At 61.2% G+C, this 25,713-nt stretch carries 22 protein-coding genes; 9 read left to right on the plus strand and 13 right to left on the minus strand.

The window, feature by feature from the left end:
- Positions 1-345 precede the first annotated feature (345 nt).
- Positions 346-870 (plus strand): phospholipase D family nuclease, encoded by a 525-nt coding sequence (locus CUC44_RS09065; RefSeq protein ID WP_100859644.1) that lies wholly within the window; start codon positions 346-348, stop codon positions 868-870.
- A gap of 95 nt (positions 871-965) precedes the next feature.
- Here CUC44_RS09065 and manA read toward each other — a convergent pair whose 3' ends face one another.
- Positions 966-2,165 (minus strand): mannose-6-phosphate isomerase, class I, encoded by a 1,200-nt coding sequence (gene manA, locus CUC44_RS09070; RefSeq protein WP_100859645.1) that lies wholly within the window; start codon positions 2,163-2,165, stop codon positions 966-968.
- Positions 2,166-2,294: 129 nt separating this feature from the next.
- Here manA and CUC44_RS09075 point away from each other — a divergent pair, with 129 nt between their 5' ends.
- From CUC44_RS09075 to arsC, 5 genes are all read left to right on the plus strand, one after another.
- Positions 2,295-3,170, plus strand: a complete 876-nt coding sequence (locus tag CUC44_RS09075) for a helix-turn-helix transcriptional regulator (RefSeq protein WP_167388846.1) — start codon at positions 2,295-2,297, stop codon at positions 3,168-3,170.
- Positions 3,171-3,360: 190 nt separating this feature from the next.
- Positions 3,361-4,614, plus strand: a complete 1,254-nt coding sequence (gene icd / locus CUC44_RS09080; protein ID WP_100859647.1) for an NADP-dependent isocitrate dehydrogenase — start codon at positions 3,361-3,363, stop codon at positions 4,612-4,614.
- 168 nt (positions 4,615-4,782) lie between these two features.
- Positions 4,783-5,115 (plus strand): ArsR/SmtB family transcription factor, encoded by a 333-nt coding sequence (locus CUC44_RS09085; protein WP_100859776.1) that lies wholly within the window; start codon positions 4,783-4,785, stop codon positions 5,113-5,115.
- A 1-nt stretch (position 5,116) separates the two neighbouring features.
- Positions 5,117-6,175 (plus strand): ACR3 family arsenite efflux transporter, encoded by a 1,059-nt coding sequence (gene arsB, locus CUC44_RS09090; protein WP_100859648.1) that lies wholly within the window; start codon positions 5,117-5,119, stop codon positions 6,173-6,175.
- The gene (gene arsC, locus CUC44_RS09095; protein WP_100859649.1) at positions 6,172-6,597 is read left to right on the plus strand and encodes a glutaredoxin-dependent arsenate reductase; all 426 of its coding nucleotides are present in this window, start codon (positions 6,172-6,174) and stop codon (positions 6,595-6,597) included. The genes arsB and arsC overlap by 4 nt, the downstream gene beginning before the upstream one ends.
- 134 nt (positions 6,598-6,731) lie before the next feature.
- Here arsC and CUC44_RS09100 read toward each other — a convergent pair whose 3' ends face one another.
- The 3 genes from CUC44_RS09100 to dsdX form a co-directional block, all read right to left on the minus strand.
- A complete protein-coding gene (locus CUC44_RS09100) occupies positions 6,732-6,908 on the minus strand; it encodes a hypothetical protein (RefSeq protein WP_100859650.1) in 177 nt (58 codons plus the stop codon).
- Between the two features lie 328 nt (positions 6,909-7,236).
- The gene (locus CUC44_RS09105) at positions 7,237-8,568 is read right to left on the minus strand and encodes a D-serine ammonia-lyase (RefSeq protein ID WP_100859651.1); all 1,332 of its coding nucleotides are present in this window, start codon (positions 8,566-8,568) and stop codon (positions 7,237-7,239) included.
- Positions 8,569-8,585: 17 nt separating this feature from the next.
- Positions 8,586-9,923, minus strand: a complete 1,338-nt coding sequence (gene dsdX / locus CUC44_RS09110) for a D-serine transporter DsdX (RefSeq protein ID WP_100859652.1) — start codon at positions 9,921-9,923, stop codon at positions 8,586-8,588.
- 232 nt (positions 9,924-10,155) lie between these two features.
- On the opposite strand from dsdX, the gene dsdC reads away from it, so the two are divergent.
- Entirely contained in the window at positions 10,156-11,100 is a 945-nt protein-coding gene (gene dsdC / locus CUC44_RS09115) for a DNA-binding transcriptional regulator DsdC (RefSeq protein ID WP_100859653.1), read from the plus strand.
- A 438-nt stretch (positions 11,101-11,538) separates the two neighbouring features.
- Positions 11,539-11,946, plus strand: coding sequence for an H-NS family histone-like protein (locus CUC44_RS09120; RefSeq protein WP_100859654.1), 408 nt, complete (start codon positions 11,539-11,541; stop codon positions 11,944-11,946).
- Positions 11,947-12,473: 527 nt separating this feature from the next.
- Here the strand turns inward: CUC44_RS09120 and CUC44_RS09125 are convergent.
- The 8 genes from CUC44_RS09125 to recN all read right to left on the minus strand — a co-directional run bounded on the left by CUC44_RS09125 (position 12,474) and on the right by recN (position 23,370).
- Positions 12,474-13,580 carry a 3-deoxy-7-phosphoheptulonate synthase gene (locus CUC44_RS09125; protein ID WP_100859655.1) on the minus strand — a complete coding sequence of 369 codons (1,107 nt, stop codon included), beginning with the start codon at positions 13,578-13,580 and terminating at the stop codon, positions 12,474-12,476.
- Between the two features lie 259 nt (positions 13,581-13,839).
- A complete protein-coding gene (locus CUC44_RS09130; protein WP_100859656.1) occupies positions 13,840-14,646 on the minus strand; it encodes a siderophore-interacting protein in 807 nt (268 codons plus the stop codon).
- Between the two features lie 141 nt (positions 14,647-14,787).
- Positions 14,788-16,182, minus strand: coding sequence for an efflux transporter outer membrane subunit (locus CUC44_RS09135; RefSeq protein WP_425266302.1), 1,395 nt, complete (start codon positions 16,180-16,182; stop codon positions 14,788-14,790).
- Entirely contained in the window at positions 16,179-18,344 is a 2,166-nt protein-coding gene (locus tag CUC44_RS09140) for a MacB family efflux pump subunit (protein ID WP_100859658.1), read from the minus strand. The genes CUC44_RS09135 and CUC44_RS09140 overlap by 4 nt, the downstream gene beginning before the upstream one ends.
- Positions 18,341-19,504, minus strand: a complete 1,164-nt coding sequence (locus tag CUC44_RS09145) for an efflux RND transporter periplasmic adaptor subunit (RefSeq protein WP_100859659.1) — start codon at positions 19,502-19,504, stop codon at positions 18,341-18,343. The genes CUC44_RS09140 and CUC44_RS09145 overlap by 4 nt, the downstream gene beginning before the upstream one ends.
- A 265-nt stretch (positions 19,505-19,769) precedes the next feature.
- Entirely contained in the window at positions 19,770-20,210 is a 441-nt protein-coding gene (locus CUC44_RS09150; protein ID WP_100859660.1) for a universal stress protein, read from the minus strand.
- 311 nt (positions 20,211-20,521) lie between these two features.
- Positions 20,522-21,403, minus strand: a complete 882-nt coding sequence (locus tag CUC44_RS09155) for a DHHA2 domain-containing protein (protein WP_100859661.1) — start codon at positions 21,401-21,403, stop codon at positions 20,522-20,524.
- 302 nt (positions 21,404-21,705) lie between these two features.
- On the minus strand, positions 21,706-23,370 hold the full coding sequence (gene recN, locus CUC44_RS09160) for a DNA repair protein RecN (RefSeq protein ID WP_100859662.1): 1,665 nt from the start codon (positions 23,368-23,370) through the stop codon (positions 21,706-21,708).
- 225 nt (positions 23,371-23,595) lie between these two features.
- Between recN and CUC44_RS09165 the strand changes: the two genes are divergently transcribed.
- Positions 23,596-24,780, plus strand: a complete 1,185-nt coding sequence (locus CUC44_RS09165; RefSeq protein ID WP_244166746.1) for a GGDEF domain-containing protein — start codon at positions 23,596-23,598, stop codon at positions 24,778-24,780.
- A gap of 35 nt (positions 24,781-24,815) precedes the next feature.
- Here the strand turns inward: CUC44_RS09165 and nadK are convergent, their stop codons facing one another.
- Positions 24,816-25,700 (minus strand): NAD(+) kinase, encoded by an 885-nt coding sequence (nadK, locus tag CUC44_RS09170; RefSeq protein WP_100859663.1) that lies wholly within the window; start codon positions 25,698-25,700, stop codon positions 24,816-24,818.
- Between the last annotated feature and the right edge of the window lie 13 nt (positions 25,701-25,713).

Genomic DNA, 25,713 nt, shown 5'->3' on the forward strand with positions numbered 1-25,713 from the left:
GGTCAAGGGACCAGTCACGGGACGCCTCGGCTCCGGATGTCGGCATGGAGGGGGCCTATGTGACCTGCTCGCTCGGGATGACGGATCTGATCCTGGAGGCGGGCCATGTCCGACGGGAAATCCTACCATGGGACAGGTTCCCATCAAAGGCGACCAAGCCCCTGACAAGCAGTAGAGGAAGGCCTGGACGACGCTGATCATGCCCTTTCCTCATGCATCTGCGACTGGCAGCCTGATGCCCTTGCCACGGGTGGGAAGGAGGCGCACATTGGCAGGCCAATCAGCCGCCGTGAGGGAGACGCTCGTCAACGCGGCGGCGCTGGCCTGGCCCATCGAGGTAAAAAGATGAAGATGCTTAGACAGATCACAACAGCGGCCCTGCTCTGCCTGCCGCTCATCGTCCAGGCCGCTCCCAGCGTGCAGGTTGGCTTCTCGCCGGAAGGCTCGGCCCGCGCCCTGGTGCTGGCGACCATAGGAAGCGCCAGGCATCACATCCGCATGCTCGCCTACGCCTTTCAGGCCCCCGATATCGTACAGGCGCTGATCGCGGCGAAACAACGCGGGGTCGAGGTACAGGTCGTGGTCGACAAGCAGCGCAATCAGGGCAAGACGAGCCAGGCGGCCATGAAAGAGGCGACCCGCGGCGGGGTGGCGCTTCGCACCAACGATCGCTATCACCTCCATCACGACAAGACGATCATCGTCGATGACAGCGCGGTCGAGACTGGCTCCTTCAACTTCGCCCCCTCCGCCGAGACCCTCAACTCGGAGAACGTGATAGTCCTGCGCGGCATGCCGGAGGTCGCTCGCCAATACCAGGCGCACTGGCAATCCCGATGGGCGCAAGGCGTGCCCTATACGGCCCCCTGAGGTGGCGCGAAGCGGTACAAGAAAAAACAACGAGGGCCATCGATGATGGCCCTCGTTTTTTATGCGCTTGGCATGTTATTGCCTGGCGTCATTGCTTAGCAGCGGTTGCCGGCGCGGGCGACCCGGCCCTCGGCCAGCAGCTGATAGTGGCCCGTGGCGGCGGGAATGAAGGCGGATTGCCCCTTCTCCAGGCGCAGCGTTTCATCACCCTGCTTGAGCAGGACGTCGCCGTCGATGGCAAACAGGATCTCGGCGCTGGCGGTAGTGAGCATATGTTCACCGGCCGGATAGACGCTGAAGGTGAAGTCCGGCACCGGCACGTCGAAGTGCTGCACTGCACCGTCCTGGCGGGGGCTGAGCAGGATCTGGTCATCCGGTTTGGCCACACAGCGGGTGCAGTCCAAGAGCTCTGCCACGTCTATGTACTTGGGGGTGAGGCCGGCGCGCAGCACATTGTCTGAGTTCGCCATGATCTCGAGGCCGGTGCCGCGCACATAGGCGTGGGGGGTACAGGCGTCGAGGAACATGGCCTGACCCGGCTGCAGCGTCACCACGTTCAGCAGCAGCGGCGAGAAGAGTCCCACATCCCCCGGGTACTGGGCGGCCAGGCTGGTGATCAGCGCAAAGGTCTCCTCGTCCTGATGCGCGGCGGCATAGGCCAGCAGACCCGCCAGGGCCTCATCCTTGCGCGCCCCTTCCAGGATCAGCAACTGATGGAAGAAGTGCTGCAAGCCAGCCTCGTTCTGGTTGGCGGCAAGACCCGCAACCAGCTCGCCGAGGGCTGACACCTTGACCCGTTTGAACAGCGCCAGGATGGCGGGAATGGCGCGAAAACCGTTCATCGCCTGATAGGGGGTGAGGGCGAACACCAGCTCAGGCTTGTGGTTCGGATCCTTGTAGTTGCGATTGCCCGCCTTGAGGGGAATGCCGGCGGCCTCTTCCTTGGCGAAACCCACCTCGGCCTGGGTCTTGCTCGGGTGTACCTGGATGGAGAGTGCCTTCTCGGCGCACAGCACCTTGAACAGGAAGGGGAGGCTGGCGAAGCGGGCTAGGGTGGCTTCACCCAGGACGGCGGTGGGGGCGGCATCGATCAGGGCGGAGAGCTTCTGGGCACTGCCTGCGATCGTTACTTCTGAGCAGCCGTTGGGATGGGCGCCCATCCACAGCTCGGCCTGGGGTTTGCCATCCGGGTTGGGGATGTCAAACAGGCGGGTGAGGGCGTCATGGCTGCCCCAGTCGTAGCCCTGGATCGGGTTGTGCATCAACAGAAAAGAGGGCAGATCGCGACAGCTCATATGGGACGCCTCGTTAATTTTGAAAAAGTCCGGGTGAAGAAAAAGGTGGTATTGACCATCCGGGCCGGACTATAACATGGGCGGTCGCGTGCGCCGCAATCGCTTGCCCCTCTCTTGACTGGGATCAACATGTCACTCATCTTCAGCCAACTGCTCGATGGCGCCATCAACGAGCAGGCTCCTTTTGACCAGATCTGGTTCGCCAGCGAACAGGGTGTGCCGCCGGGGTTCAGTTATCAGGTCAATTTTCCCCGCCTCGAACTGGTGTTCAGCGGTGAATACCTCAACCAGATCTGGGACCAGGAGTCGGGTTGCAAGCAGGTGAGCGTGCTGCCGGGTCAGGCGCTCTACATACCGCCCAACGGCTGGAACAAGCCACAATGGACCACGGACTGCTCGGTGCTGAGCCTGCTGTTTGGCAAGCGCCAGCTCGGTTTCAGCCTGGTGAGCAAGCGCCAGGATGAGCCCGATTTTTTCGACGTGCAAAAGCACAGCATCATGGCCAGGGGCGGCCATGTCATCGAGCACATATTGGCGGCGCTCAACGCATTGGCCGAGGATCCCGGCCGCTCTCCCACCGACAACCATCTGCTGCAGGCGCTGCTCACCAGCGCTCGCCAATTGCTGGCAGAGTCCGCCGCCGAGCGGCCGCGGGGGGCTGACCTGTTCCACGGCATCTGCATCTACATTCAGGAGAATTTCCACCGCCCCATCAGCCGCGACTCCATCGCCCACCGCTTCAACGTCTCCGCCAGCCATCTGTCCCACCTGTTTCGCGAGCAGGGCCATATGCGATTGGCGGATTACATCAGCTGGGTGCGCATCGATCGGGCCAAGTTCATGCTGAAAAAGTACCGCTTCCGGCTGGAAGAGGTAGCGAGCCGCTGTGGTTACGCGGATGTGAACTATTTTTGCCGGGTGTTCAAACAGAAGACCGGGCTGACTCCCTCCCAATACCGCTCCCTGAGCCAACCGCAGGGGCAGGTGGAGGGGGTTAACGGATAATCAGGGCGCTCGTCCAGCCATTTGCCGGCGCGCAGACAAAGGGCGCCAGGACGAGCGGGCGAGGCGCATTGTGATCCAGTGCTCGACTATGGTCGGACATGCGCGCCCGCCATTTGATTATGAAAATGGATGGGCTAATATGGCCGCGCTCAATGACATATTTATAACAAACGGAAGTTAGGAGATGCCGATGGAAAGCAGAGTAGTTATCCCGACCCAGGGTCAAAAAATCACAGTCGATGCTAACGGCAAGTTGAATGTTCCCCACAACCCGATCATTCCGTTTATCGAAGGGGATGGCATCGGTGTGGACGTCACCCCTGCCATGCTGAATGTGGTGAATGCCGCGGTCGAGAAAGCCTACAAGGGCGAGCGTTCTATCGCCTGGATGGAGATCTACACCGGCGAGAAATCCACTCATATCTATGGCGAAGGTGCCTGGCTGCCGGCCGAAACCCTGGATTTCATTCGTGAATACTGCGTGGCCATCAAGGGCCCGTTGACCACCCCGGTCGGCGGCGGTATTCGCTCCCTGAACGTGGCCCTGCGCCAGGAGCTGGACCTCTACGTCTGCCTGCGCCCGGTCCGTTACTACGAAGGGACCCCGAGCCCGGTCAAGCGCCCGGACCTGACCGACATGGTGATCTTCCGCGAGAACGCCGAAGACATCTACGCCGGCATCGAGTGGAAGGCAGATAGCGACGAGGCCAAAAAGGTCATCGCCTTCCTGCAAAACGAGATGGGCGTGAAGAAGATTCGCTTCCCCGAGACCTGTGGCATCGGCATCAAGCCCATGTCCAAGGCCGGTACCGAGCGTCTGGTCCGTGCCGCCATCGAGTACGCCATCGACAACGATCGCGACTCCGTGACCCTGGTGCACAAGGGCAACATCATGAAGTTCACCGAGGGTGCCTTCAAGGATTGGGGCTATGCCCTGGCCCAGAAAGAGTACGATGCCCAGCTGATTGACGGCGGCCCCTGGTGCTCCTTCAAGAACCCGAAAACCGGCAAGACTATCGTGGTCAAGGACGTCATCGCCGACGCCTTCCTGCAACAGATCCTGCTGCGCCCGGCCGAGTACGATGTCATCGCCTGTATGAACCTCAACGGTGACTACATCTCCGACGCCCTGGCCGCCCAGGTCGGTGGTATCGGTATCGCTCCAGGCGCCAATATCGGCGACGGCGTGGCCCTGTTCGAGGCGACCCACGGCACAGCGCCGAAATACGCCGGTCAGGACAAGGTTAACCCCGGTTCGCTGATCCTCTCCGCCGAGATGATGCTGCGCCACCTGGGCTGGACCGAGGCGGCCGATCTCATCGTCAAGGGGATGGAAGCGGCGATTGCCAACAAGACAGTCACCTATGACTTCGAGCGACTGATGGAAGGCGCCACCCTGCGCTCCTGCTCCCAGTTCGCCCAGGACATGATCGACCAGATGTAAGTCTATCTCGCGTGACAAGGCCAGCCCTCGGGCTGGCCTTTTTTATGTGCGTGCCTAAGGCATGCATCATGTCAGGGGTGCCATACGCGGGTATGCGAATTGATCATTTCAATATTTCTTGTATAGTTGAAATGTTGATTTCCAAGGAGGTATCCCATGCGCGATCCCATGACCCCCGAGAGTACCGTCAAGGTGCTAGAATCCCTCGCCTCGCCGGTGCGCCTCGCCGCCTGGCGTGAACTGGTACGTGCCGGCCTCGATGGCATGGTGGCCGGCGAGCTGGCCAGCGCCCTCAATGTGGCCCCCAATACCCTGTCGTTTCACTTGAAGGCCATGCTGGGCGCCAGCCTGTTGAGGGTGGAGCAAGAGGGGCGCTTCCTGCGCTATCGCGCCAATATCCCCTTGATGCAGGCGCTTATCGGCTATCTCACCGAAGAGTGCTGCGCCGGCCATCCCGAGGCGTGCGGCGTTTCAGTATCTTCCTGCTGTCAGGAGTCGTGACATGTCAGCCATAACCCAGAGCCCCATCGGCTTCTTCGAACGCTACCTCAGTGCCTGGGTGGCGCTCTGCATCTTGGTCGGCATAGGTCTGGGCCAGGGCTTGCCCGAACTCTTCAAGCTCATCGGCACCCTGGAAGTGGCCAGGGTCAATCTGCCGGTGGGTCTGCTCATCTGGGTGATGATCATCCCCATGTTGATCCGGATTGACTTCGGCGCCCTGCATCAGGTGCGCGATCACCTCAAAGGCATAGGCGTCACCCTGGTCATCAACTGGCTGGTCAAACCCTTCTCCATGGCGCTGCTCGGCTGGATCTTCATCCGCGGCCTGTTTGCGGATCTGCTGCCGGCGGATCAGTTGGACAGCTATGTGGCCGGTCTCATCCTGCTGGCGGCCGCTCCCTGTACCGCCATGGTGTTTGTCTGGAGTCGGCTGGTGAAGGGGGATCCCTACTTCACCCTCTCTCAGGTGGCGCTCAACGACCTCATCATGGTGCTGGCTTTCGCCCCTCTGGTGGCGCTGCTGCTCGGCGTCTCCAGTATCTTGGTGCCCTGGGATACCCTGCTTACCTCTGTGCTGCTCTATATAGTGGTGCCGGTGATCCTGGCCCAGTGGTTGCGTCGGCGTGCCCTGGCGCGCGGCACGCTCGACGCCTTGCTGGCTCGCATTCAGCCCTGGAGCATGGGGGCCCTGCTGCTTACCCTGGTGCTGCTGTTCGCCTTTCAGGGGGAGGCCATTCTGGCCCAGCCTCTGGTGATCGCCCTGCTGGCGGTGCCGATCCTTATCCAGGTTTTCTTCAACGCGGGTCTCGCCTACTGGCTCAATCGCTTGGTGGGGGAGAAGCACGCGGTAGCCGGCCCCTCGGCCCTGATCGGGGCATCGAATTTCTTCGAACTGGCGGTGGCCGCCGCCATCAGCCTGTTTGGCTTCCATTCCGGGGCGGCGCTCGCCACCGTGGTCGGCGTGCTCATCGAGGTGCCGGTCATGCTGGTGGTGGTGCGTATCGTCAATGGCAGCCAGGCCTGGTATGAACAATCCAACTCCCGGGAGTACACCCAATGAGCGATATCATCATCTATCACAACCCGGTGTGCGGTACCTCCCGCAACGTGCTTGAACTTATTCGCAACAGCGGCGTGGAGCCCGATGTCATCCACTATCTGGAGACGCCGCCGAGCCGCGCCACCCTGGTGCAGCTCATTGCCGACATGGGGATAAGCCCGCGCGAGCTGTTGCGCCAGAACGTCCCGCCCTTTGAGGCGTTGGGACTGGCGGAGGACAAGTTCAGCGATGACGAGCTCATCGACGCCATGCTGGCCCACCCCTTACTCATCAACCGCCCGATCGTGGTGACGCCGCTCGGGACCCGGCTCTGCCGCCCCTCGGAGCTGGTGCTCGATATCTTGCCCGATCAGCAGAAAGGGGCCTTTGCCAAGGAGGATGGCGAGCCGCTGGTGGACGCAGAGGGTAAACGTCTGAAATAGGGCGACGCCCTGGGTCGCTGGAAGGCAGGATCACAAGGGCCCCTGGATGGGGCCGTTGTCGTGGATATCGGCAGGGATACCCGGTGGAGAACAGTTTTATGGGAAAACTGTTCTGATGGGAGGGATGCTCGCCCTCAGGTGGTCTTTTCCACGTGCTGTTGGTAGATCTGTTGCCATTTGCTGGTCTCGGCTTCATCGCCCTGGGTTTGCCAGAACTCGCAGATGGAGTTGGCGAGTTCGGATGCCATGGCGTGATCGCCATCGCGGCGGCTCATCAGATATTGTCCCAGCCAGCTTTGATACTGTTTCATAGCCCGATCTCCTTATCTAAGGTGCCTTGGTGAGTCCTTGTCTGACCGATGTCTCTCGCCAGAACTGACTCATCCAGGTCACTTGTTGCATTGCGCGCCGCCCATTATGAGCAGAACGTTATCCCCCGTTTATGGTCAGATCAGGGTGACAACGGTGCGCAATTATCAAAAAACGGCCACTATCGTATCACAAAATAACCAACTTGGGGGGATTAGCATCAAACAGCAAGGCATGGGGGCTGGCATGCACAGATCAAAAGATGTGCCATCTTGCTGATCCATGAAGAGAAAACCCGCCATGAAGGCGGGTTTGGCAGTTGAAAAAAACTTAAATCTTGGCGGTGGCCAGATATTTCTCCATCTCGGCCGTTGGCACCATGCCGCCGCCGGTAGCCCACACCAGGTGGGTGGCCCGGGCCATGACGGTTTCATCCATTCCTTGAGCCAGTTGCCAGGCGCGGTCGGCCGTCACTCGCCAGGGGCCTGGCATACCGGCCAGCGCCGAGGGCTCCAGCCTGATCTGCTCCTCTTTGGCCAGCAGCCCCAGCAGGTCATACATCTCCTGATCGGTCAGGGTGAAGAAGCCATCCAGCAGCCGCTCCATGGCGCGGCCGACGAAGCCGGAGGCGCGTCCCACCGCCAGACCATCGGCGGCGGTGAGGTTGTCTATGCCCAGATCCTGCACCGAAATCTGGTCGTGCAGCCCGGTGTGGACCCCGAGCAGCATGCAGGGGGAGTGGGTGGGTTCGGCGAAGAAGCAGTGGACGTTATCCCCGAACGCGAGTTTGAGGCCAAAGGCGACCCCGCCCGGGCCACCGCCCACACCGCAGGGTAGGTAGACGAACAGCGGATGTTCGGCGTCCACCTCGATACCCATCTCATCGAACTGTTTCTTCAGCCGTTCGCCGGCCACCGAGTAGCCGAGGAACAGGGTGCGGGAGTTCTCGTCGTCGATGAAGAAGCAGTTGGGATCGCGCTCCGCCTCCTTGCGCCCCTGCTCTACCGCAACCCCGTAATCTTCGGCGTATTCCACCACTATGACCCCATGTTCGCGCAACTTGCGCTTCTTCCACTCCCGCGCATCGGCGGACATGTGGACCGTGACGGTGAAGCCGAGCTTGGCGCTCATGATGCCGATGGACATGCCGAGGTTGCCAGTTGAGCCCACTGCGATGCTGTACTGGCCGAAGAACTGGCGGAACTCGTCCGTGAACAGCTTGCGGTAGTCATCTTCAGTGCGCAGCAGGCCGGCCTTGATCGCCAGCTGTTCGGCGTGGGTCAGCACCTCGTAGATGCCGCCGCGGGCCTTGATGGAGCCGGAGATGGGCAGGTGGCTGTCTTTTTTGAGCAACAGCCGACCGCTGACCTCGACGCCGTAACGCTCGTTGAGGGTGGCCTGCATGGCGGGGATGGTGGCGATCTCTGACTCCAGGATGCCCTGGGTGATGCGGGTCTCGGGGAAGGCTTCACACAGATAGGGGGCGAAGCGGGCGAGGCGGGCCGAAGTATCCGCGACATCGCGCTGGTCCAGGCCGACATGGGGCAACCCGACGGTCAGCGTGGTGGCCTTGGGATTGAACCAGGTCAGGGGTTCGAGCGCGATCAGGGAGCGAACCAGCGGGAATTGGGCGGTGAGCTGGGAAACATCGATGTTTTTCATGGGATATCTCTGTCTGTTTATACGATATAGGAAAGCAGGAAAGTGCCGGCAAGTGCCATCAGGGAGGCGACCAGGGTGGCACTGGTGTAGTACTTGAGCGTTTCGTTCAGGGTGGCGCCGCAATACTGCTTGACCAGCCAGAACAGGGAGTCGGTGACCATGGTGCAGCCGATGGCCCCTGAGCCGATAGCCAGCGTCATGATCTCGGGACTGATGTCGGGGTAGTGCCCCATGATGGGGGAGACGATGGCGGTGGCCCCCATCATGGCCACAGTGGCGGAGCCCACTGCAGCGTGCAATATGATGGCCACCAGCCAGGCCAGCAGTATGGGGTGCATGTCCAGCTGGGAAAGGATGCCGGCCAGACTGTCCCCAAGGCCACTGGCCTTGAGCACGCCGTTGAAGGCACCGCCGGCCCCGATGATCAGCAGGATATTGGCGATGGAGGAGAAACACTGCTCGGTCTGGTCCAGCAGCCCCTCCATCTTCATGCGTTGGCGGATCCCCAGCACGTAGTAGGCGGTGAAGGCGGCGATGAACATGGCGGTGATGGGGTTGCCGATAAATTCCAGCAGGGTGTAGAGGGCGCCATCATGCGCCATGTTGAGCTCGGCCACCGTCTTGACCAGCATCAGCAGTATGGGCAGCAGCACGGTGAAGAGGGAGGCGCTCAGGGTCGGCAGCTCGGCCTCATCGCGCGCCTGGATATCGGCGAAGGCGGCGGGAACGCTTTTGAATGGCACGCGTTTGCCGAGCAGCTTCAGAAACAAAGGGCCACCGATGAGGGAGGCAAACAGCCCGACTGCGAGGCCATAGACGATGACGGATCCCACGTCGGCGCCGAGCTGATTAGTGACATAGAGGGCGGCCGGGTGGGGCGGCACTATGCAGTGCACGGCCATCAGAGCGGTGCAGAGCGGGATGGCCAGGGTCAGCAGCGAGGTGTTGGTCTTGCGGGCGATGGAGAAGGCGAGCGGAATGAGCAGTACCACCCCGACCTCGACGAACAATGTGATGCCACACACCAGACCGACCAACACCATGATCACCTGGGGTGAGAGCCAGCGGCATTTTTGCAGGGTGAGACCGATGCGCTCGGCGGCGCCCGATACCTCCATCATCTTGCCGAGTATGGTGCCAAGGCCGATGACGGCGGCGAGAAAGCCTAGGGTACCGCCAATGCCCTCTTCCATGGCGTTAACCATCTTGACCGGGTTCATCCCCATCATGGTGCCCACATAGAAGCTCGCCAGCAGCAGGGCGAGGAAGGGATGCACCTTGCCCTTCACTATGGTGAAGACGATCAGGATGATGCTTGTCAGCAAGGTACCGACGACCCACATTTCAGAATTCATACTGCGCCTCGACATACGTGATGGACTGAGATTGATGGGGCTATTGAACGGCAAGGGCGAGGGTGCTGACAAATGATGAAAACGGGGTCTTGGGTGCGCTGGATTGATGCAAGCGTGCCACATTCATCACATTTTCCTTGGATATGGCGATTTGGATTCGTTTGCTGCATCCAAAAGGGCGTGGGTTTGGATATGATGGCGACATGACCCGACGGCCTGCCGAGAGATGCGGATGTATACCGAAGAGCACTATGTATCGAGAAACAAGCTGCTGAGTGGCTATCAGCTCGCCAAGCTGCATACCTTCGAGGCGGCGGCCCGTCACAGCTCCTTCGCCCTGGCGGCGGACGAGCTGGCGCTCAGCCCGAGCGCGGTGAGCCACAGGATCAGCGCCCTGGAGGAGGAGCTCGGCTTCAAGTTGTTCCAGCGTTTTCACCGCAAGGTGGTGCTGACGGCGGAGGGGCAGAGGATATTCTGGGCGCTCAAGTCATCCCTTGAGTTCATCAATCAGGAGATTTTGGAGATCAAGAATCAGGAGCTGTCGGGCTCACTGACCGTCTACTCCCGCCCCTCCATCGCCCAGTGCTGGCTGGTGCCAAGGCTAGCTGACTTCTCCCGCCTGCATCCCCAAATCGATCTCAACATCATGACCGGTAACGAGAACATCAACCTGCACGGTTATGGCATCGACGTGACGCTCTATTTTGATGACAAGACGCCGGAGCGGCTCGCCATTCACCCGTTGATGGATGAATACATGGTGCCTGTGTGCAGTCCGAAATATGCCGAGCAGCACCAATTGCTCGGTAATCCGGATAATTTGCAGCACTGTCGCCTGCTGCACGACAGGCAGGCCTGGGGCCATGACTCGGAAACCGACGAATGGCAGAGTTGGGCTCGCCAATCCGGCATCCTCATCGACGGCTGTCAGGCAAACATGGGGTTCGATCGCTCCGATCTCGCCATCATAGCCGCCATGAACCACGCCGGGGTTGCCATGGGTCGCAAGAACCTGGTGAGCAAGCGGTTGGCAAGGAACGAGTTGGTGGCCCCATTCCCGGATAAAGAAGTACGCTGCGAGCAGCGCTATTACTTGGCCACGCTCCCGAACCGCCAGTGTCCCAAGATCCAGGCCTTTATCGATTGGATCAGCGCCCAGGCGCAACTGGCAAGTTGAGCTGGAGGCCATATCGGGAATTCATATCTGCGTGGGGTCGCATCATTTATCGGCAGTGTATTTGTGTCAGCGTGAATAATACGGGCTGTAATTTGTCTGGGATGTAGAGAGTCAAGGCTAACAGAGATGGCACGACCGAGCGTGATAAAACCCGGCTCTTGTCATGAGTCAATACCCGAATGGTGCCGTATTTGTTTCTCTGACCAACTTGTATCGCGAGGAAACGAGACTGGATGAATCAATACTGAAAAAATAACTATCTATGCATGCTGCTTTTCAACAACGGTTGTCGAATAAAATAACGACAGCGAATAATGATTCTGATGTTGCGACTCATCTTTTGATCGCTATAAAATCATTATGTTGTTATCAAGCGGGCGTGCTATTCTCAAATTGTGCTATCCCTGTGACATACAAAAATAATTCTGTGAGGAAGTAATGAACGAGTTTCTGAAAGTTCTGCTGAACATTCGCAGCCTGCGTGCTGCCATTCGTGAACTGCCGTTTGAACAACTGCAAGAAGCGAAAGAGAAGTTTGATCTGGTATATAACGAGCGCGCTGAGTCCGTTGAACAAGAGCGTGCCGAGCAAGAAGAGCGTCAGCGCAAGCTGAGCGAGTTTACCGAGATGCTGCAACAAGCCGGTATCGATCCCCGCGAGCTGATCGGCAGCGCCGCCGCACCTGCCGCCGCTGCCGCGACCAAGAGCAAGCGTGCTCCGCGTCCGCCGAAATACAAGTATCAGGAAGATGGTCAGGAAAAAACCTGGACCGGTCAGGGCCGCATGCCTAAAGCGATTGCCGAACAGGTTGCGCTGGGCAAGGATTTGAATGATTTCCTGATCTAAGCGTCAAGCCAGATCATCAATAATGCCGCCTTCTGGGCGGCATTATTATTTGTAACATTCTGTGAGAAGAGGGTGGCTGCCTGCCTGTATAAAGAACCTGCGTGCAGATTTGAAATAGCCATGGCCAGCATAGGGCCTTAAGACAAGGCAATAAGACTGGGCTGTAAGAAAAGACGCCATCGGTAACAAGCGCGCTCTCCATCACGCAAGATGCCACTACCCAAGACTCCATCACTTGCCATTCAGCGAGGACTCATACAGCCCATTCGATATCGCGAATGACGTCGGGATGAGAAAGAGGGGAACGACACTGTGTGATGAAATAGCCGATGATCATTGGGATTCCTCTTTGGCGATCATGATTCCTTTCACACAGTAAACCGCTCGAGATCGAGCAATTCTCATTTCTTTCGTTATCTCTGGTCTATTTGGCACCCAAATACCAACACATATTCGTGTTAATCGGCCTTGTATGAGGGATGGTAATACGGGGCCATGATGGCCCCGTATTTGTTAAATAGCTCAGATTAACTGACGGGCTGGGTATCTTTATTGCGGAGGGAATGGGATGTGCGCTTGCCGGCATGGCGGCGGGCCTCGACCGCTTCGGCCAGCATGGCCAGCAGTGTCTGGCTCTCTTCCCAGCACAGGCAGGCATCCGTGATGGACTGGCCGTATTGCAGCTCGCTCAGGGGGGCCGGTTTCTGACTGCCCCCCTGCAGGAAGCTCTCGACCATGACGGCGGCGACGGCGTCACTCCCCTCGCTCAGCTGACGGCAGAGCTCAGCGGCGACCCGAGTCTGGTTCTTGTGCTGCTTCTGGCTGTTGCCGTGGCTGCAATCCACCATCAGACGAGGGTTGAGCCCCTGACGTGCCAGACGTTCAGCCGCTTCTTCCACGTCGCTCTGGTGATAGTTCGGGAGGGTGCCGCCGCGCAATATGATGTGCCCGCTCGGGTTGCCTTCACTCTTGATGACGACGATACCGCCCTGGCTGCCGGGCGCGGTAAACAGATGGGATGCCTCGCTGGCCTGGATGGCATCGATGGCGACCCGGATATTGCCGTCCGTGCCGTTTTTGAAACCGACGGGACAGGGCAGGGCGGAGGCGAGCTGCCTGTGCACCTGAGACTCAGTGGTGCGTGCGCCAATGGCGCCCCAGCTGATGAGATCGGCCAGGTAGAGGAAGCTGGTGGTATCGAGGAACTCGGTGGCGGTGGCCAGCCCCAGTTGGTTGATGTCGAGCAGCAGTTGACGGGCCAGGTGCAGGCCCTGGCCTATGTCGTTGCTGCCATCCAGATGGGGATCAAACACCAGCCCCTTCCAGCCGACCGTGGTGCGGGGTTTCTCGAAATAGGTGCGCATCACGATGAGCAAGCGGTCCTGATACTCCACGGCGAGCTTCGCCAGGCGCTTGCCATAGTCGAGGGCGGCGAGGGGATCGTGAATGGAGCAGGGGCCAATCACCACCAGCAGGCGATCATCGTCGCCGCTAAAGATCTGGCGAACCTGATGACGGTGCGCTTCTATTTGCTCCGCCATATCGATGGGACAGGGATGTTGTGCCAAGAGATCGGCAGGGGTGGGGAGGGCCTCAACCGCGAAGGCGCGCATTACCGAATTCAAAACTGCCATCTGGATTACCTTGCTGTACCTGGGGGTGTTAATGAGGTGCTTGCGGCTCAGAGCCCTGGATTCTTGGGCGCCGGGGCGCAATGACACATCACTTTATTGAGAGTGATTATCATTATCTTGTTGTCTCTGACGAATGCAAGCCCTGGTGCGGAGATCACCAAGATGGGGGGGAGGAGAAAAAAAGAGTGGAAACCAGATTGCAATCAGGCCTGACGCTCTTGAGCGATAGGCCTGATTTATATAGGGAAAATAGAGACTATCAGCTATCCATCACCACATGACGGTCCTGATGATAGGCATCCTCATCCTTGCCGCTGCGCCAGTAGGGCACCGCATAGACCCGCTGGCGGTCAACGTCCAGGGTGCGTCTGACATGACGACGCAATGGCACCACCAGGCCCTCTTCCCCGCCGAACCAGAAGTAGCTCTGCTCCGCCACCATGGGCAGGGCGGTGAAATAGTTCACCAGGGGCTCGGTCTGCTCGGGAGAACCGACAAACCAGCGCAGACTGACCCCGCTTGGCAGCGACAGATCCTGCACATCTTCCTGATGGGGCACCAGCAGGGCGATATGACCCAGAGCCTCGACGGGCATGGCTTCGGCCATGGCGCTGATGGCGGGCAGGGAGGTGAGATCCCCCACCATGTAATAGTGCTCGGCCACCTGCAGCATGGGATCCGGGCCACCCGGACCCGAGATGGCCAGCTGGTCGCCGGGCTGGGCATGCAGGGCAAAGCGGCTGGCGGGGCCGATGTCGCCGTGCAGGGCGAAGTCGATGTCCAGCTCCAGGGCCTCACGGCGGAAGGCGCGGATGCTGAAGGTGCGGATGATGGGTTTCTGGCTCGGATCTTCCCAGCGAGGTCCCTTGGGGCCCGGTGTTGGCAGCACGATCTGCTGCTGCCCAGCCTGGGGCAGCATGATCTTGACGTGGGCGCCGCCACAGCTGAAGGGATAATCTGCCAGCTCCGGGCTGGTCAGACAGAGTCGGCGCAGGTGCGGGCCCACATCATGAACGTGTTTGACGGTGAGAAGGCGAGGGCGATTGACCGGGGCGGGCTGTGACATATGAGTACTCCTGACAGGCAATGGCGCTCATTCTCAGACAAATGAAAACTATTATCAATTGCTTTGTGAACAAGAAAACGGCAAGAAAAGAGGGGGATTGCTCCCCCCTCTTTGTCGATGGTGTACACGCAAGCATGTCTGCTACCCCCGATCGCTGCCCCCCAGCGCCCGGTAGATGCCGGCCATGGTCTTGAGCTGGCTCTGCTGCTGGCCGAGCAGGGCGAGCTCGGCATCCCACAGGCGATTCTGCTCATCCAGCCAAGGTTGCACCCCGGTCGCGCCGGCCTGGAAACGGGCCTGGGCCAGCCGCTCCGCCTCTTTCGCATAACCCAGCTGTTGCTCCAGATAGTGCAGTCGTTGTTCCCCTTGCTGGCGAGCCGCCAGGCCGTCCTCCACCTCCAGCAGGGCGGTGTAGAGCTGCTTACGAAACTCGGTCTCGGCTATCTGATAATCGAGCTCAGAGCTCGCGATGCTGAGCCGGGTCTTGTTGTACTCGAGGAAGGGCAGGGCCAGGGTCGCCCCCAGGGTGCCCACCGGGTTGCTCAGCACCTGGGTCAGGGTATCCGAGGTGGTGCTGGCTCCGCCGGTGAGGCTCAGGGTGGGGTAGAAACCGGTGCGGATCTCATCCCCTCTGGCGAGCGTCTTGCGCAACCTGAGCTCGGCCGCCCGCACATCCGGGCGCCGGGCCAGCACATCCGCCGGGATACCGACCGCCAGGGTGGGGATGGGGGTCATGACCAGCCGGGTCGGGGCAAATTCCAACGGGCCATGGCTGCGACCGAGCAGCAGACGCAGGGCGTTACCCGCCTGTTCCCGTTGCAAGACGAGGGAAGCCAGCTCCGCCTGCTTGCCCGCCTTCTGCTGGCTGGCCTGCACCAGATCGAGGCGGGTGATGGCACCTGCCTCATATTTGGCGCGGGTCAGCCGCTCGGCCCGCTCATAGTTGACCAGTTGTTGTTCACCTAGGGTGATGGCAGAGCCGAGGTAGGCCAACTGCCAATACTGCTCCAGCGCCTTGCCGATGAGCATCAGCCGGGTGGACGCCAGATCCTGCTCGCTGGCCTGTGCCTCCCAGCTCGCCTGATCCCGCACCGAGGCGAGGCGACCCCAGAGATCCACCTCGTAGCTCAGGGTGAGGGAGGGCCCCAGGTTGCTGCTGGCGCTGCCGTCCTTCATGTTCTTGGTGCCGCTCGCCCCCAGATTGGCGCTGACCGAGGGGGTTAGGTTGGTATCGGCGAGATCCGCGCCGAGCAGGGCGCTCCTGAGCCTGAGCCCGGCCACCTGCATGTCCGGATTGGCGGCCAGCACAGCCGTCACAAGGCTGTCGAGAGCGGGATCATTAAATCCCTGCCACCAGAGGCCGGCCTGCTGCTGGTCGAGCCCAGCGCTGGCCTGCTGCCAGGCGGGGGCCACCGCCAATTCGGGTCTGTGGTAGCTGCTCTGCTGACTGCAGGCGCCGAGGGCAAGGCCGACGGCGAGGCAGAGCCCTGTCTTGGAGACGAGGCCGAGCCTCTGTAATGGGTTGTGCATCATCATTCTCTTGCCAGCGCCTCGACCGGATCGAGCCGGGCCGCGTTGCGGGCAGGCAGGTAACCAAACAGGATCCCGATGAGCGAGGAGCAGCCGAAGGCCATCAGGATGGAGAAGAGCGAGAAGGACATCTGGAAGCTCTCGACGAACAGGGAGAAGACAAAGCCGATAAGCAGGGCCAGCCCTATGCCGAGCAGGCCCCCCAGCAGGCTGACCATCACGGCCTCTATCAGGAATTGCTGCAAGATATCGGACTGGCGGGCGCCCACCGCGATGCGGATCCCTATCTCCCGGGTGCGCTCCACCACCGAGACCAGCATGATGTTCATCACCCCGACCCCGCCGACGATAAGCGAGATCACCGCGATGGCGGAGACCAGCAGCGTCATGGTGGCGGTGGTCTTCTCCACCGACTTGATGATGCTGTCGCTGCTGAAGGTGAAGAAGTCCTTCACCCCGTGGCGCTGGGTCAGCAGGGCCACCGCGGCCTGCTCGGCCAGGGCGGGCTGGATCCCGTCCTTGACCCGGATGGTGATCTGGCTGAAATGGTTCTGGGAGATGAGGCGACTCATCACGGCGCTGTAGGGCAGCCAGATGCTGACCGACTGGCTGCTGCGACCAAAGCCGGTCTCCTGTGCCACCACGCCTATGATCCGCACCGGCAGGGTGCCGACCAGTACCACCTGGCCGACGGGATCTTCCTTGCCGAGCAGGCTCTCTATGGTCTTGCCATCCACCACGGCCACCGCCGTCCGGCTCTGGATGTCCCGCTCATCGAACAGGCGCCCCTGGGTGAGGGTCATCCCCTTGACCCGGAAGAAGTCGCTGCCGACCCCCACCACGTTGCCGGTACTGGTCTTGTTGCGATAACGGAGCTGGCCCGAGGTGGCGATCTGGGGGCTGGCTCCTTCCAGATAGGGCTGGCCGAGCAGGGCGTCAAGATCCCGCTCGTTCAGGGTCTGGATACTGGCCGCCTTCTCATCCCCCCAGTCCTTGCCGGGGAAGATGTCGATGGTGTTGGTGCCCATGGCGTTGATGTCGTTGATCACCTTGGCACGGGCCCCCTGGCCGAGGGCGACCACGCTGACCACGGCGGCGATGCCGATGATGATGCCGAGCATGGTGAGGAAGGTGCGCATGCGGTGGGCCAGCATGGCGTGCACGGCCATGCGGGCGGCTTCCCGGTAGCGATCCCAACCCAGCTTGCTGCCCTTGGCGGGAGCGATATGGGGGGGGATGGCCCCCTTGCTGGGCTTGCCTGCGGCCTTGGTCACGCCAGCCTGGGGCAAGGCAGTGCCTTGAGCGGCGGGTGCGTCTTGGCCGTTCTCTTCCGCCGCCCGCTCATCGCGCAGGGTGTCGATCCGATCGGCGTGATTGGCGCTCTTTGCTGCTTGCCCGCTGTCTTCCACCACCCGGCCATCGCGCAGGGTGTCGATCCGACCGGCCTGGTCGGCGCTCTTTGCTGGCTGGGCACTGTCTTCCACTACCCGGCCATCGCGCAGGGTAATGATGCGATCCGCGTGATTGGCCACCGCCATGTCGTGGGTCACCAATATGATGGTGTGGCCCTGGGCGTGCAGCTCTTTCAAGATGGCCATCACCTCCTTGCCACTGTGGCTGTCGAGGGCGCCGGTGGGCTCATCGGCCAGGATCACCTCGCCGCCATTGGCCAGCGCCCGGGCGATGCTGACCCTCTGCTGCTGGCCGCCGGAGAGCTGACCCGGCCTGTGGTGGCTGCGATCGGCGAGGCCCAGGCGCGACAGCAGGGCGCGGGCGCGCTGTTGGCGCTCGGCCCGCGCCGTGCCGGCGTAGACCGCGGGTATCTCCACGTTGGCGGTGGCATCCAGGTGGGGCAAGAGGTGATAGCGCTGGAAGATGAAGCCGAAGTGGTGGCAACGCAGCCGGGCCAGCGCCAGCGCATCCAGACGGGCGGTATCTTGCCCGCGAAACAGGTACTGGCCTGCGCTCGGGCGGTCGAGGCAACCCAGCAGGTTCATCAGGGTGGATTTACCTGAGCCGGAGGCCCCGACGATGGCGACCATCTCCCCCGCCTGGATGCACAGATCCAGCGGGTGCAGTACCGTCACCTCCTGCTCACCGCTCTGGTAGCGCTTCTCTATGCCCTTGAGCTGGATCAGCGGTCCTTCGAGCTTTTGGGGCTCACTCACGGCCGCATCTCCATGTCATCGTCCTGGATTGGCTTGCCTTGCTCCAGAGTCACCTTGTCCTGTTCGTTCAGGCCGCTGACCACCTCGATCTTGATGTCATCCTTCATGCCGGTCTTGATGGCGCGGGTCTCCTTTTGCTCATCGTCTTTGAGCAGGGTGACTTCATATTCGTTGTCGCCAAGCTTCTTGCCGAGGGCGGTCTGGGGAATGGCCAGCACCTGCTTGCGCTCCCCCAGCACTATGGTGACCTGGGTGGTCATGGCTACCCTCAGCTGATGATCCGGGTTGGGGACATCGAACAGGGCATAGTAGTAGATGGCCGCGTTGCTGGTGGTCGTGGTGCTGGCGGTCTGCTCGTTGATGTTGGTGGGGGCCAGCTCGACGGTGCGCAAGGTGGCGTGATAGCGGGTGTCAGGATCCCCTATCAGGGTGAAGTAGACCGGCATGCCGGCCCTGACCTTGGTCACGTCGGCCTCGGAGATCTGGGCCTTGACCGTCATGGTGTCCAGGTTGGCGAGTTTGAGCAGGGTCGGCACCGTCTGGCTGGCGGCCAGGGTCTGGCCCTGACGGGTCACGATGGAGACCACAGTGCCGTCCATGGGGGCCTGGATACGGTTATAGCCAAGCTCCGTCTTGGTACGCTCCACCTTGATGAGGGCGTTGTCGATGTCGGCCTGGGCGCTTTGCAACTCGGCCCTGGTGACCGCCAGCTGCGCCTCTGCACTCTCCAGATCGGCGCGGGAGCTCGCCTCCTGCTTGAACATCTGCTGCTGGCGGCGCCAGGCCAGCTCGTTTTGCTTGAGCTGTGCCTGCTTGATCTTGAGCTGGGCGCGGCGGCTGGCGAGATCCGCCTCTGCGGTCTTGAGGTTGTTCTGGGCTATCAGGGGGTCAATTTCTGCCAGCAGATCCCCCTGCTTGACCTGCTGCCCGGCCTCGACTGCGAGATAGGTAACCTGGCCCGAGACCTGGGCGCCCACGTCCACCTGCTCTATGGCCTGCAGGACGCCGCTTGCCAGCACGGTCTGCTCCACGTCCTGGCGCGTCACGGCAGCGGTCAATACGGGATCTGGTTTCTTGTGGGGCCATGCCAGCCAGACGAGGATGGCGAGTGGAACCAGGACGAACAGGGCTATCTTGCCCTGCTTGGGGAGAGTCTTCATTTTTCACCTGAGGGAAGCGTGCGAAGGCGTGCAAGGGCAATATCCTGCAGCAAACGGGGCTTAAACAAAAGCGAGCAATGTGTAAGAAATCGTGTAGATGAAGTTGTCATTAACGGACGGGCCAGGCCGGGAAGCCGGTTGCTTGTGAAGGGGTAAAGTGGGGCCGGCATCAACAAGATGGGATCAAAACGGGGAAGAGGGGAGCGACACCCAGTAAAAGGAAGGCCCGCCGATGGGGCGGGCCTTGGATGACTAACCAGAGGGGTTAACCGACGGCCTTGAGCTGTTCGGCATAGGGCTCGTGGCAGATCTGGATATCGATGGGCAGCTTGTAGATGAGCAGGCGAGCCAGGGATCCCTCCATCCAGTGGTGACGGCTGCCAATCAGCAGCAGATCCATGGGGTGCGCGGTCAGCCAACGTTTCAGATCAGGTACCACGTCATCCACCACCAGACACTGGTAATCCACCGGGTGGTGCAACTGGGTGATGAGCTGACTGATGGTGGCCTTGGCGTCCAGGGTGCCCTGGGCACTGCGCTCCTCCAGAGACAGTGACAGGCTGTTTTGACGTATCTTGCTGCTGTGAGTCAGGTGCAACAGGGTCAGTTCGGCCCCCATGCCTTGCGCCAGTTGACTGGCCTTGGCCAGCGTCTCCTGCTCGTAATCCTTGCCTTCCAGCAACAGCACTATATTGGTCGGGGTCATAAGCAGTTCTCCTTGGCAGGTGCGGGTCAAGGGGAAGGGGCACTCGCCTGCATCATCCAGAACCCGCAAAATGTCAGATCAAACGAACCGTTGTGCTCTCGTCAGCGTCACTCCCTGTCGGAGTGTCGCGGCGTGCTTGGTGCGTTTACATCATCATAACAGATTGAGTTGAATGGAAAATGAAGGAATTGTTACGGTCAGGTTGCGGCTGGATTCGATGTGGTACCGGCAGCCCCCATGCCGATGGCATGAGGGTGTAGCCGCGAGGCAGATAGCGGCGAGTCAGTGATGTACCAAGGTAGGCCTGCCGTTCAGGCGAAGTAGCTGGCGAGCCAGGGGAGCCCTTCCTTTTTGCGGCTGACGGCGCCAGCCAGCTGAACCGGATCCGCTGGCAACAGGCCCTTGCTGGCGAAGAAGAGTTGGCTGTTCCCTTTGGCTAGATCTGTCAGCATCAGCACATAGCCATCCAGCTTGTCCCTCGTCAGGCGATCGGTCATGGCCTGGTAGAGCTCGGCGGTGCGGGCCTCTATCTCGGCCGGGTTCATCACGCAGATCTGGCTGACCATGAGGGAGTGGCCGGCTATCTGGTAGGCCTTCTCGTCGGCGACCAGGGCCTCGCACAGGGGCATGTCCCCGATCTGGGTACGGCGCTCCAGCAGGGTCTGGGCGAAAGGCGCCAGGCTGAGATCCGCGATGGGCAGCAGTCGTTCGACCGCCAGCCTGTCCTGCGCCGTGGTGGTGGGGGAGGTGAAGTTGAAGGTGTCGCTGACGATGGCCCCCAGCAGCAGCCTTGCCTGGGCGCGGGACAAGTCATCATAACCCATCAGCTCCAGCAGCACTGTGGCGCTGCAGCCCACCGCCCTCACCCAGGCATCGAGGGGGCCACGGGTGATCAGGGTGCCGATGCGATGGTGATCGATGAGCCCCTGCACATCGGCATCGGCCAGCCCTTCGGGTCCCTGCTCCAGCTCGCTGAAATCCACCAGAAAGACAGGTTTGTCGGCCACGCTACCAGTGAACACGGGAGGTGCCTCGACCCCTGCCGTCTCCAGGATGAAGCGCGTCTCGGCGATGGGTGTGCCGAGGGCGAAGGCCTGGGCGGTGCGACCCTGGCCATTGAGCCAGTCGGCGGTGACCAGCGCGGTGCAGATGCTGTCGCTGTCGGGGTTCTTGTGACCAAACACATGAAGCATGGGGGAGTCCTGATGTCGGGGTGAGCGCCTTGGCGGCATGAGGCTGCCAAGCGCCATGGTTAAAGAGGAGTATAGGGTCGAGGCGGCGCGGGATTGAGTCAGCGCCTGTGTCGATACACTCTACTGCCGGGGCGACACGGGTTCAATATCGGCCGGCTACCGCTCGAATAAGCGGGTTGTGACATCCATAGATGCTTTGGTAGAGGAAGTGAATGGAAAAATAAATGATATGCAGTCAAATATTCTGAAATCAGTCGTGCAATGCAGGCGGGAGGGGAACTGAGCCTCTCCCGCCCGGCATGTCAGGAGGCGAGCAATTCCCGCGCATTGGCCAGGGTGTTGTCGGTGATCTGATCGCCACCCAGCAGGCGAGCCAGCTCGTTGAGGCGTGCCTTGGGATTGAGCGCCTGCATCTGGGTCTCCGTGGTCTTGCCATCCGTGTGCTTGCTGACCACCATGTGCTGGTGGCCCTTGCCCGCCACCTGGGGCAGGTGAGTGACCACCATCACCTGGGTGGACTCACCGAGCTGGCGCAAGAGGCGACCGACCACGGCCGCGGTCGGGCCGCTGATCCCCACGTCCACTTCATCGAAGATGAGGGTGGGCGTGGAGACCTTGCGGGCGCTGATCACCACGATGGCGAGGCTGATCCGCGACAGCTCGCCGCCGGACGCCACCTTGCCAAGGGGCTGTATGGGCTGGCCCGGGTTGGTGGTGACCATAAATTCCACTCGATCGATCCCGAGGGGCGACAGGCTGCTCTGGGCATCGGGGCGAACCTCGATGGCAAAGCGGCCATCCGGCATGGCCAGCTCGTGCATGCTGCTGGTCACCTTGGCGCCTAGCTCCTCGGCGTAGCGCTGGCGGCTCTGGCTTAGCACCTCTGCCGCCTGCACGAAGGCCTGACGCGCCTGGGCCAGCTCGTCTTCCATCCCCTCCAGGCGCTGCTCGTCCGAGTTGAGGCGGGCGAGATCCCCTGCCAGCTCCTGATGATAGAGGGCCAGATCTGCCGGTTTGACATGGTGCTTGCGGGCCAGGTTGATGGCCTTGGAGAGGCGGGCCTCCAGCTCGTTGAAGCGCTCGGGATCCAGCTCCAGCCGATCCAGATAGCTGCGCAGCTCGCTGTGACTCTCCTGCACGCCGATCAGGGCCTCGTTGAGCATGCCGAGCACGTTGCCAAGGCGGCTGTCCATGCCGACCAGAGTCTCGGCCCTGTCTACCGCCACCTGCAGCAGGCCGGCGATGGTGGTCTCTTCGTTGTCATAGAGCAAGTCGAGGCAATAGCCGCACTCCTGCATCAGCTCGGTGCCGTTGGCCAGACGCTGGTGCTCCTCCTCTATGGCTTCAAACTCCCCGGGCTGGAGGGAAAATTCGTCCAGCTCCTGCACCTGGTACTCGATCAGCTGACGGCGCGCCTCGCGCTGCTGCTGCTCGGCCTTGAGGCGATTGAGCTCGTTTTGCAGCTGGCGCCACTGCTGGTAGTGATGACGCACTTCGTCCAGCAGCAGGTGGTGGCCTGCGTAGCCATCCAGCAGGGCAAGCTGGTAATCGGGCTTGAGCAATAACTGATGGGCATGCTGGCCATGCACGTTGACCAGCAGCTGTCCCAGGTTCTTGAGCTGCACCAGGGGGACGGGCACCCCGTTGATGTAGCTGCGCGAGCGCCCCTCGGCGGAGAGCACGCGGCGAACGATACATTCTCCTTCGTTTTCCAGCTCGTTGGCGGTGAGCCAGGCACGGGCCGCCGGGTTGCCGTTCAGCAGGAAGCGGGCACTGACTTCGGTCTTGTCGCTGCCGGGTCGCACCATGCTGGCTTCGGCCCGCTCCCCCAGACAGAGGCCGAGCGCGTCGATGGCAATGGACTTGCCCGCGCCGGTTTCCCCTGTGATGCAGGTCATGCCGGGTTGCAGATCGAGTTCGAGAAACTTGACGATGGCGAAGTTGTTGACGGTCAGTTGGCTCAGCATGGTCTCATCCTGTCTAGACTCAAATAACTGTACGTTTGAACAGTATATACTGGATGTTTATACATGGCGAGTGGGCCAGATTCAATCCTTGTGCGGGGAAGCGGGGCGATCCAGTTATTGATAAGGCACTAATATAGAGGCTGGATGGCAAGGGGCGGTTCGCTCATTGCGCCGGCAGAGGGTCACGGACGAGGGCCCGCCGGCGCTCCATGTTAAGGACAAATCATGATGATCCACACGCCGACCCTGTTGTTGCTCTCGCTGGCAATCAACCTGATGTCGGCGTCACTCATGCTGTTTATCCATCATATCAAGCCGGATCGCCGCAACTTCCTGCTGTGGGCCTGCTCGGCCTTTGCCTTCTCCGGTTCTATCCTGCTGCTCAGCCTGGGGGCCCTGACCGATCAGCTGGCGCTGGGGCTCTTCTTCGGGGGCCTGGTCTCCCTGATAAGCGTGTTGTTGCTGCTGGCCGGGTTTTACGCCCTCTATCAGCAGTCGTCCGAGGTGCGTCTCACCCGCCGATTCGTGATCCTGTTGCTGCTGGGGTATGTGATCCTGGCAAGCGTGCTCGAGATCAGGCTGGTGCTGGCCTGCATGGAGGCGCTCCTCTATCTGTGGTGCGCCTGTCTCATCTTCTCCCTCAGCCACAATCGGCAGCGAATACTCTACATCGTCTCCTGCATCTACCTGCTGCACTTCGTGGTGTTGCTGAGCCAGAGCATTGCCCTGCTGATCGGCGCCCCCGGTGCCGAGCCGGGAGGGGAGGACTGGCTGCTGGATGCCGTCTTCTTCATGCACATGATCCTGACCGTGGGCTCTGTGCTGCTGCTGCCCCTGATGGCCTATATCGAGACGGAGAGCGAGCTTACCGCCTTGTCGGAGCGGGATCCGCTCACCGAGCTGCTCAACCGGCGAGGCTTGTTCAAGCTGGGCAGCCGTTATTGTCTGGGGGAAGAGGCCCACGAGCAGCCGCTGTGCGTGGTGGTGCTCGACATCGATCACTTCAAGCAGGTCAATGACAACTTCGGCCATCACTGCGGGGACGAGGTGATCCGTTTCGTGGCCCAGATCCTGCTGTCAGAGTCGCGCCAGGGGGATCTGATCGGCCGGATCGGCGGGGAGGAGTTCGCCATCATCATGCCGGGGGTCAATGGTCCGGATGCACGCTCCATCTGCGATCGCATCCGCACCCAGGTAGAGCAGCGCTCGGCGCAAGGGGCCTGCCATCCGTGCACCGGGGTGACGGTGAGCGTGGGCGGTGTCTGCGCCCATGCCAAGGGGGCGGATCTCGATCACCTGTTGGGCCGGGCGGATGCGGCCATGTATCGGGTCAAGCAGAACGGGCGCAACGGGGTGCAATTTGCCTCCGGGCCCGATCGGCTCAGGCTGGTGGATACCAGCGAGGTCTAGGTGTTGCTGGGCCGGCGCGGCTCAGCCCCTGCTTGTCAAAACAGCTTGCTGCCCCAGCCGAGCTTGTTGCGCAGCACGTGGAAGTAGCTGTAATCGAGCGGATGCACCAGGTGCAGCTTGTGCTGGCTCTTCTTGATGAGGATCTCGTCCCCCGGATGTACCGCCAGGGTCACCTGACCGTCACAGCTCACCTGCATGGCGTCGTCCTGATTGTCGGGGGAGACCAGCAGCCGCACCTCGCTGTCCGCGTCCAGTACGATGGGGCGGCTGCTCAGGGTGTGCGGGAACATGGGCACCAGCGTGATGGCGTTCAGCTTGGGGGTGAGGATGGCGCCCCCCGCCGACAAGGAGTAGGCGGTGGAGCCGGTTGGTGTCGCCACTATGATGCCGTCCGAGCGCTGGCTGTACATGAAGCTGCCATCGATATAGACCTCGAACTCGATCATGTGGGCGATTTTGCCCGGGTGCAGCACCGCCTCGTTGACCGCTAGGTTGCTGGACTTGCGCTCGCCGTGACGATAGACGGCGGCCTCCAGCAGGAAGCGGTGCTCGCTCTTGAAGTGGCCGGACAGCACCTGCTCCAGCGGCAGCAAATAATCCTGGGGCGAGAGATCGGTCAGGAAGCCAAGATTGCCCCGGTTCACCCCGATCACCGCCACGTCAAAGCGGGACAACACCCGCGCCGCCCCCAGCATGTTGCCATCGCCGCCGACCACGATGGCGAGATCCGCCTGCTCCCCGAGCTGTACCAGATCCATCACGTTGTCACCCAGGAGCCCCAAGGTCTGGGCGACCCGACTCTCGAGCAGCACCCGAAAGCCACGGGTGCTCAGGTATTGATAGAGGCCGCTGAGGGTCTGGTTGGCCCCCTCATGATGGGGTTTGCCGATGAGGGCAACGGTTTTGAACGGAGAATCCATAGGTTATCGGGTC

Source organism: Aeromonas lusitana, assembly GCF_002812985.1.
In the GTDB taxonomy this organism is placed as follows: Bacteria; Pseudomonadota; Gammaproteobacteria; order Enterobacterales; family Aeromonadaceae; genus Aeromonas; species Aeromonas lusitana.

What these genes read in the sequence shown, in the direction of transcription:
- CUC44_RS09120 (WP_100859654.1), top strand. Translation starts at nt 11,539, where the DNA reads ATGAACGAGTTTCTGAAAGTTCTGCTGAACATTCGCAGCCTGCGTGCT.
- CUC44_RS09085 (WP_100859776.1), top strand. Translation starts at nt 4,783, where the DNA reads ATGACCCCCGAGAGTACCGTCAAGGTGCTAGAATCCCTCGCCTCGCCG.
- icd (WP_100859647.1), top strand. Translation starts at nt 3,361, where the DNA reads ATGGAAAGCAGAGTAGTTATCCCGACCCAGGGTCAAAAAATCACAGTC.
- CUC44_RS09100 (WP_100859650.1), bottom strand. Translation starts at nt 6,908, where the DNA reads ATGAAACAGTATCAAAGCTGGCTGGGACAATATCTGATGAGCCGCCGC.
- recN (WP_100859662.1), bottom strand. Translation starts at nt 23,370, where the DNA reads ATGCTGAGCCAACTGACCGTCAACAACTTCGCCATCGTCAAGTTTCTC.
- arsC (WP_100859649.1), top strand. Translation starts at nt 6,172, where the DNA reads ATGAGCGATATCATCATCTATCACAACCCGGTGTGCGGTACCTCCCGC.
- manA (WP_100859645.1), bottom strand. Translation starts at nt 2,165, where the DNA reads ATGAGCTGTCGCGATCTGCCCTCTTTTCTGTTGATGCACAACCCGATC.
- CUC44_RS09150 (WP_100859660.1), bottom strand. Translation starts at nt 20,210, where the DNA reads ATGACCCCGACCAATATAGTGCTGTTGCTGGAAGGCAAGGATTACGAG.
- CUC44_RS09165 (WP_244166746.1), top strand. Translation starts at nt 23,596, where the DNA reads ATGATGATCCACACGCCGACCCTGTTGTTGCTCTCGCTGGCAATCAAC.
- dsdX (WP_100859652.1), bottom strand. Translation starts at nt 9,923, where the DNA reads ATGAATTCTGAAATGTGGGTCGTCGGTACCTTGCTGACAAGCATCATC.
- CUC44_RS09125 (WP_100859655.1), bottom strand. Translation starts at nt 13,580, where the DNA reads ATGGCAGTTTTGAATTCGGTAATGCGCGCCTTCGCGGTTGAGGCCCTC.
- dsdC (WP_100859653.1), top strand. Translation starts at nt 10,156, where the DNA reads ATGTATACCGAAGAGCACTATGTATCGAGAAACAAGCTGCTGAGTGGC.
- CUC44_RS09130 (WP_100859656.1), bottom strand. Translation starts at nt 14,646, where the DNA reads ATGTCACAGCCCGCCCCGGTCAATCGCCCTCGCCTTCTCACCGTCAAA.
- CUC44_RS09145 (WP_100859659.1), bottom strand. Translation starts at nt 19,504, where the DNA reads ATGAAGACTCTCCCCAAGCAGGGCAAGATAGCCCTGTTCGTCCTGGTT.
- CUC44_RS09105 (WP_100859651.1), bottom strand. Translation starts at nt 8,568, where the DNA reads ATGAAAAACATCGATGTTTCCCAGCTCACCGCCCAATTCCCGCTGGTT.
- CUC44_RS09075 (WP_167388846.1), top strand. Translation starts at nt 2,295, where the DNA reads ATGTCACTCATCTTCAGCCAACTGCTCGATGGCGCCATCAACGAGCAG.
- arsB (WP_100859648.1), top strand. Translation starts at nt 5,117, where the DNA reads ATGTCAGCCATAACCCAGAGCCCCATCGGCTTCTTCGAACGCTACCTC.
- nadK (WP_100859663.1), bottom strand. Translation starts at nt 25,700, where the DNA reads ATGGATTCTCCGTTCAAAACCGTTGCCCTCATCGGCAAACCCCATCAT.
- CUC44_RS09135 (WP_425266302.1), bottom strand. Translation starts at nt 16,182, where the DNA reads ATGATGATGCACAACCCATTACAGAGGCTCGGCCTCGTCTCCAAGACA.
- CUC44_RS09155 (WP_100859661.1), bottom strand. Translation starts at nt 21,403, where the DNA reads ATGCTTCATGTGTTTGGTCACAAGAACCCCGACAGCGACAGCATCTGC.
- CUC44_RS09065 (WP_100859644.1), top strand. Translation starts at nt 346, where the DNA reads ATGAAGATGCTTAGACAGATCACAACAGCGGCCCTGCTCTGCCTGCCG.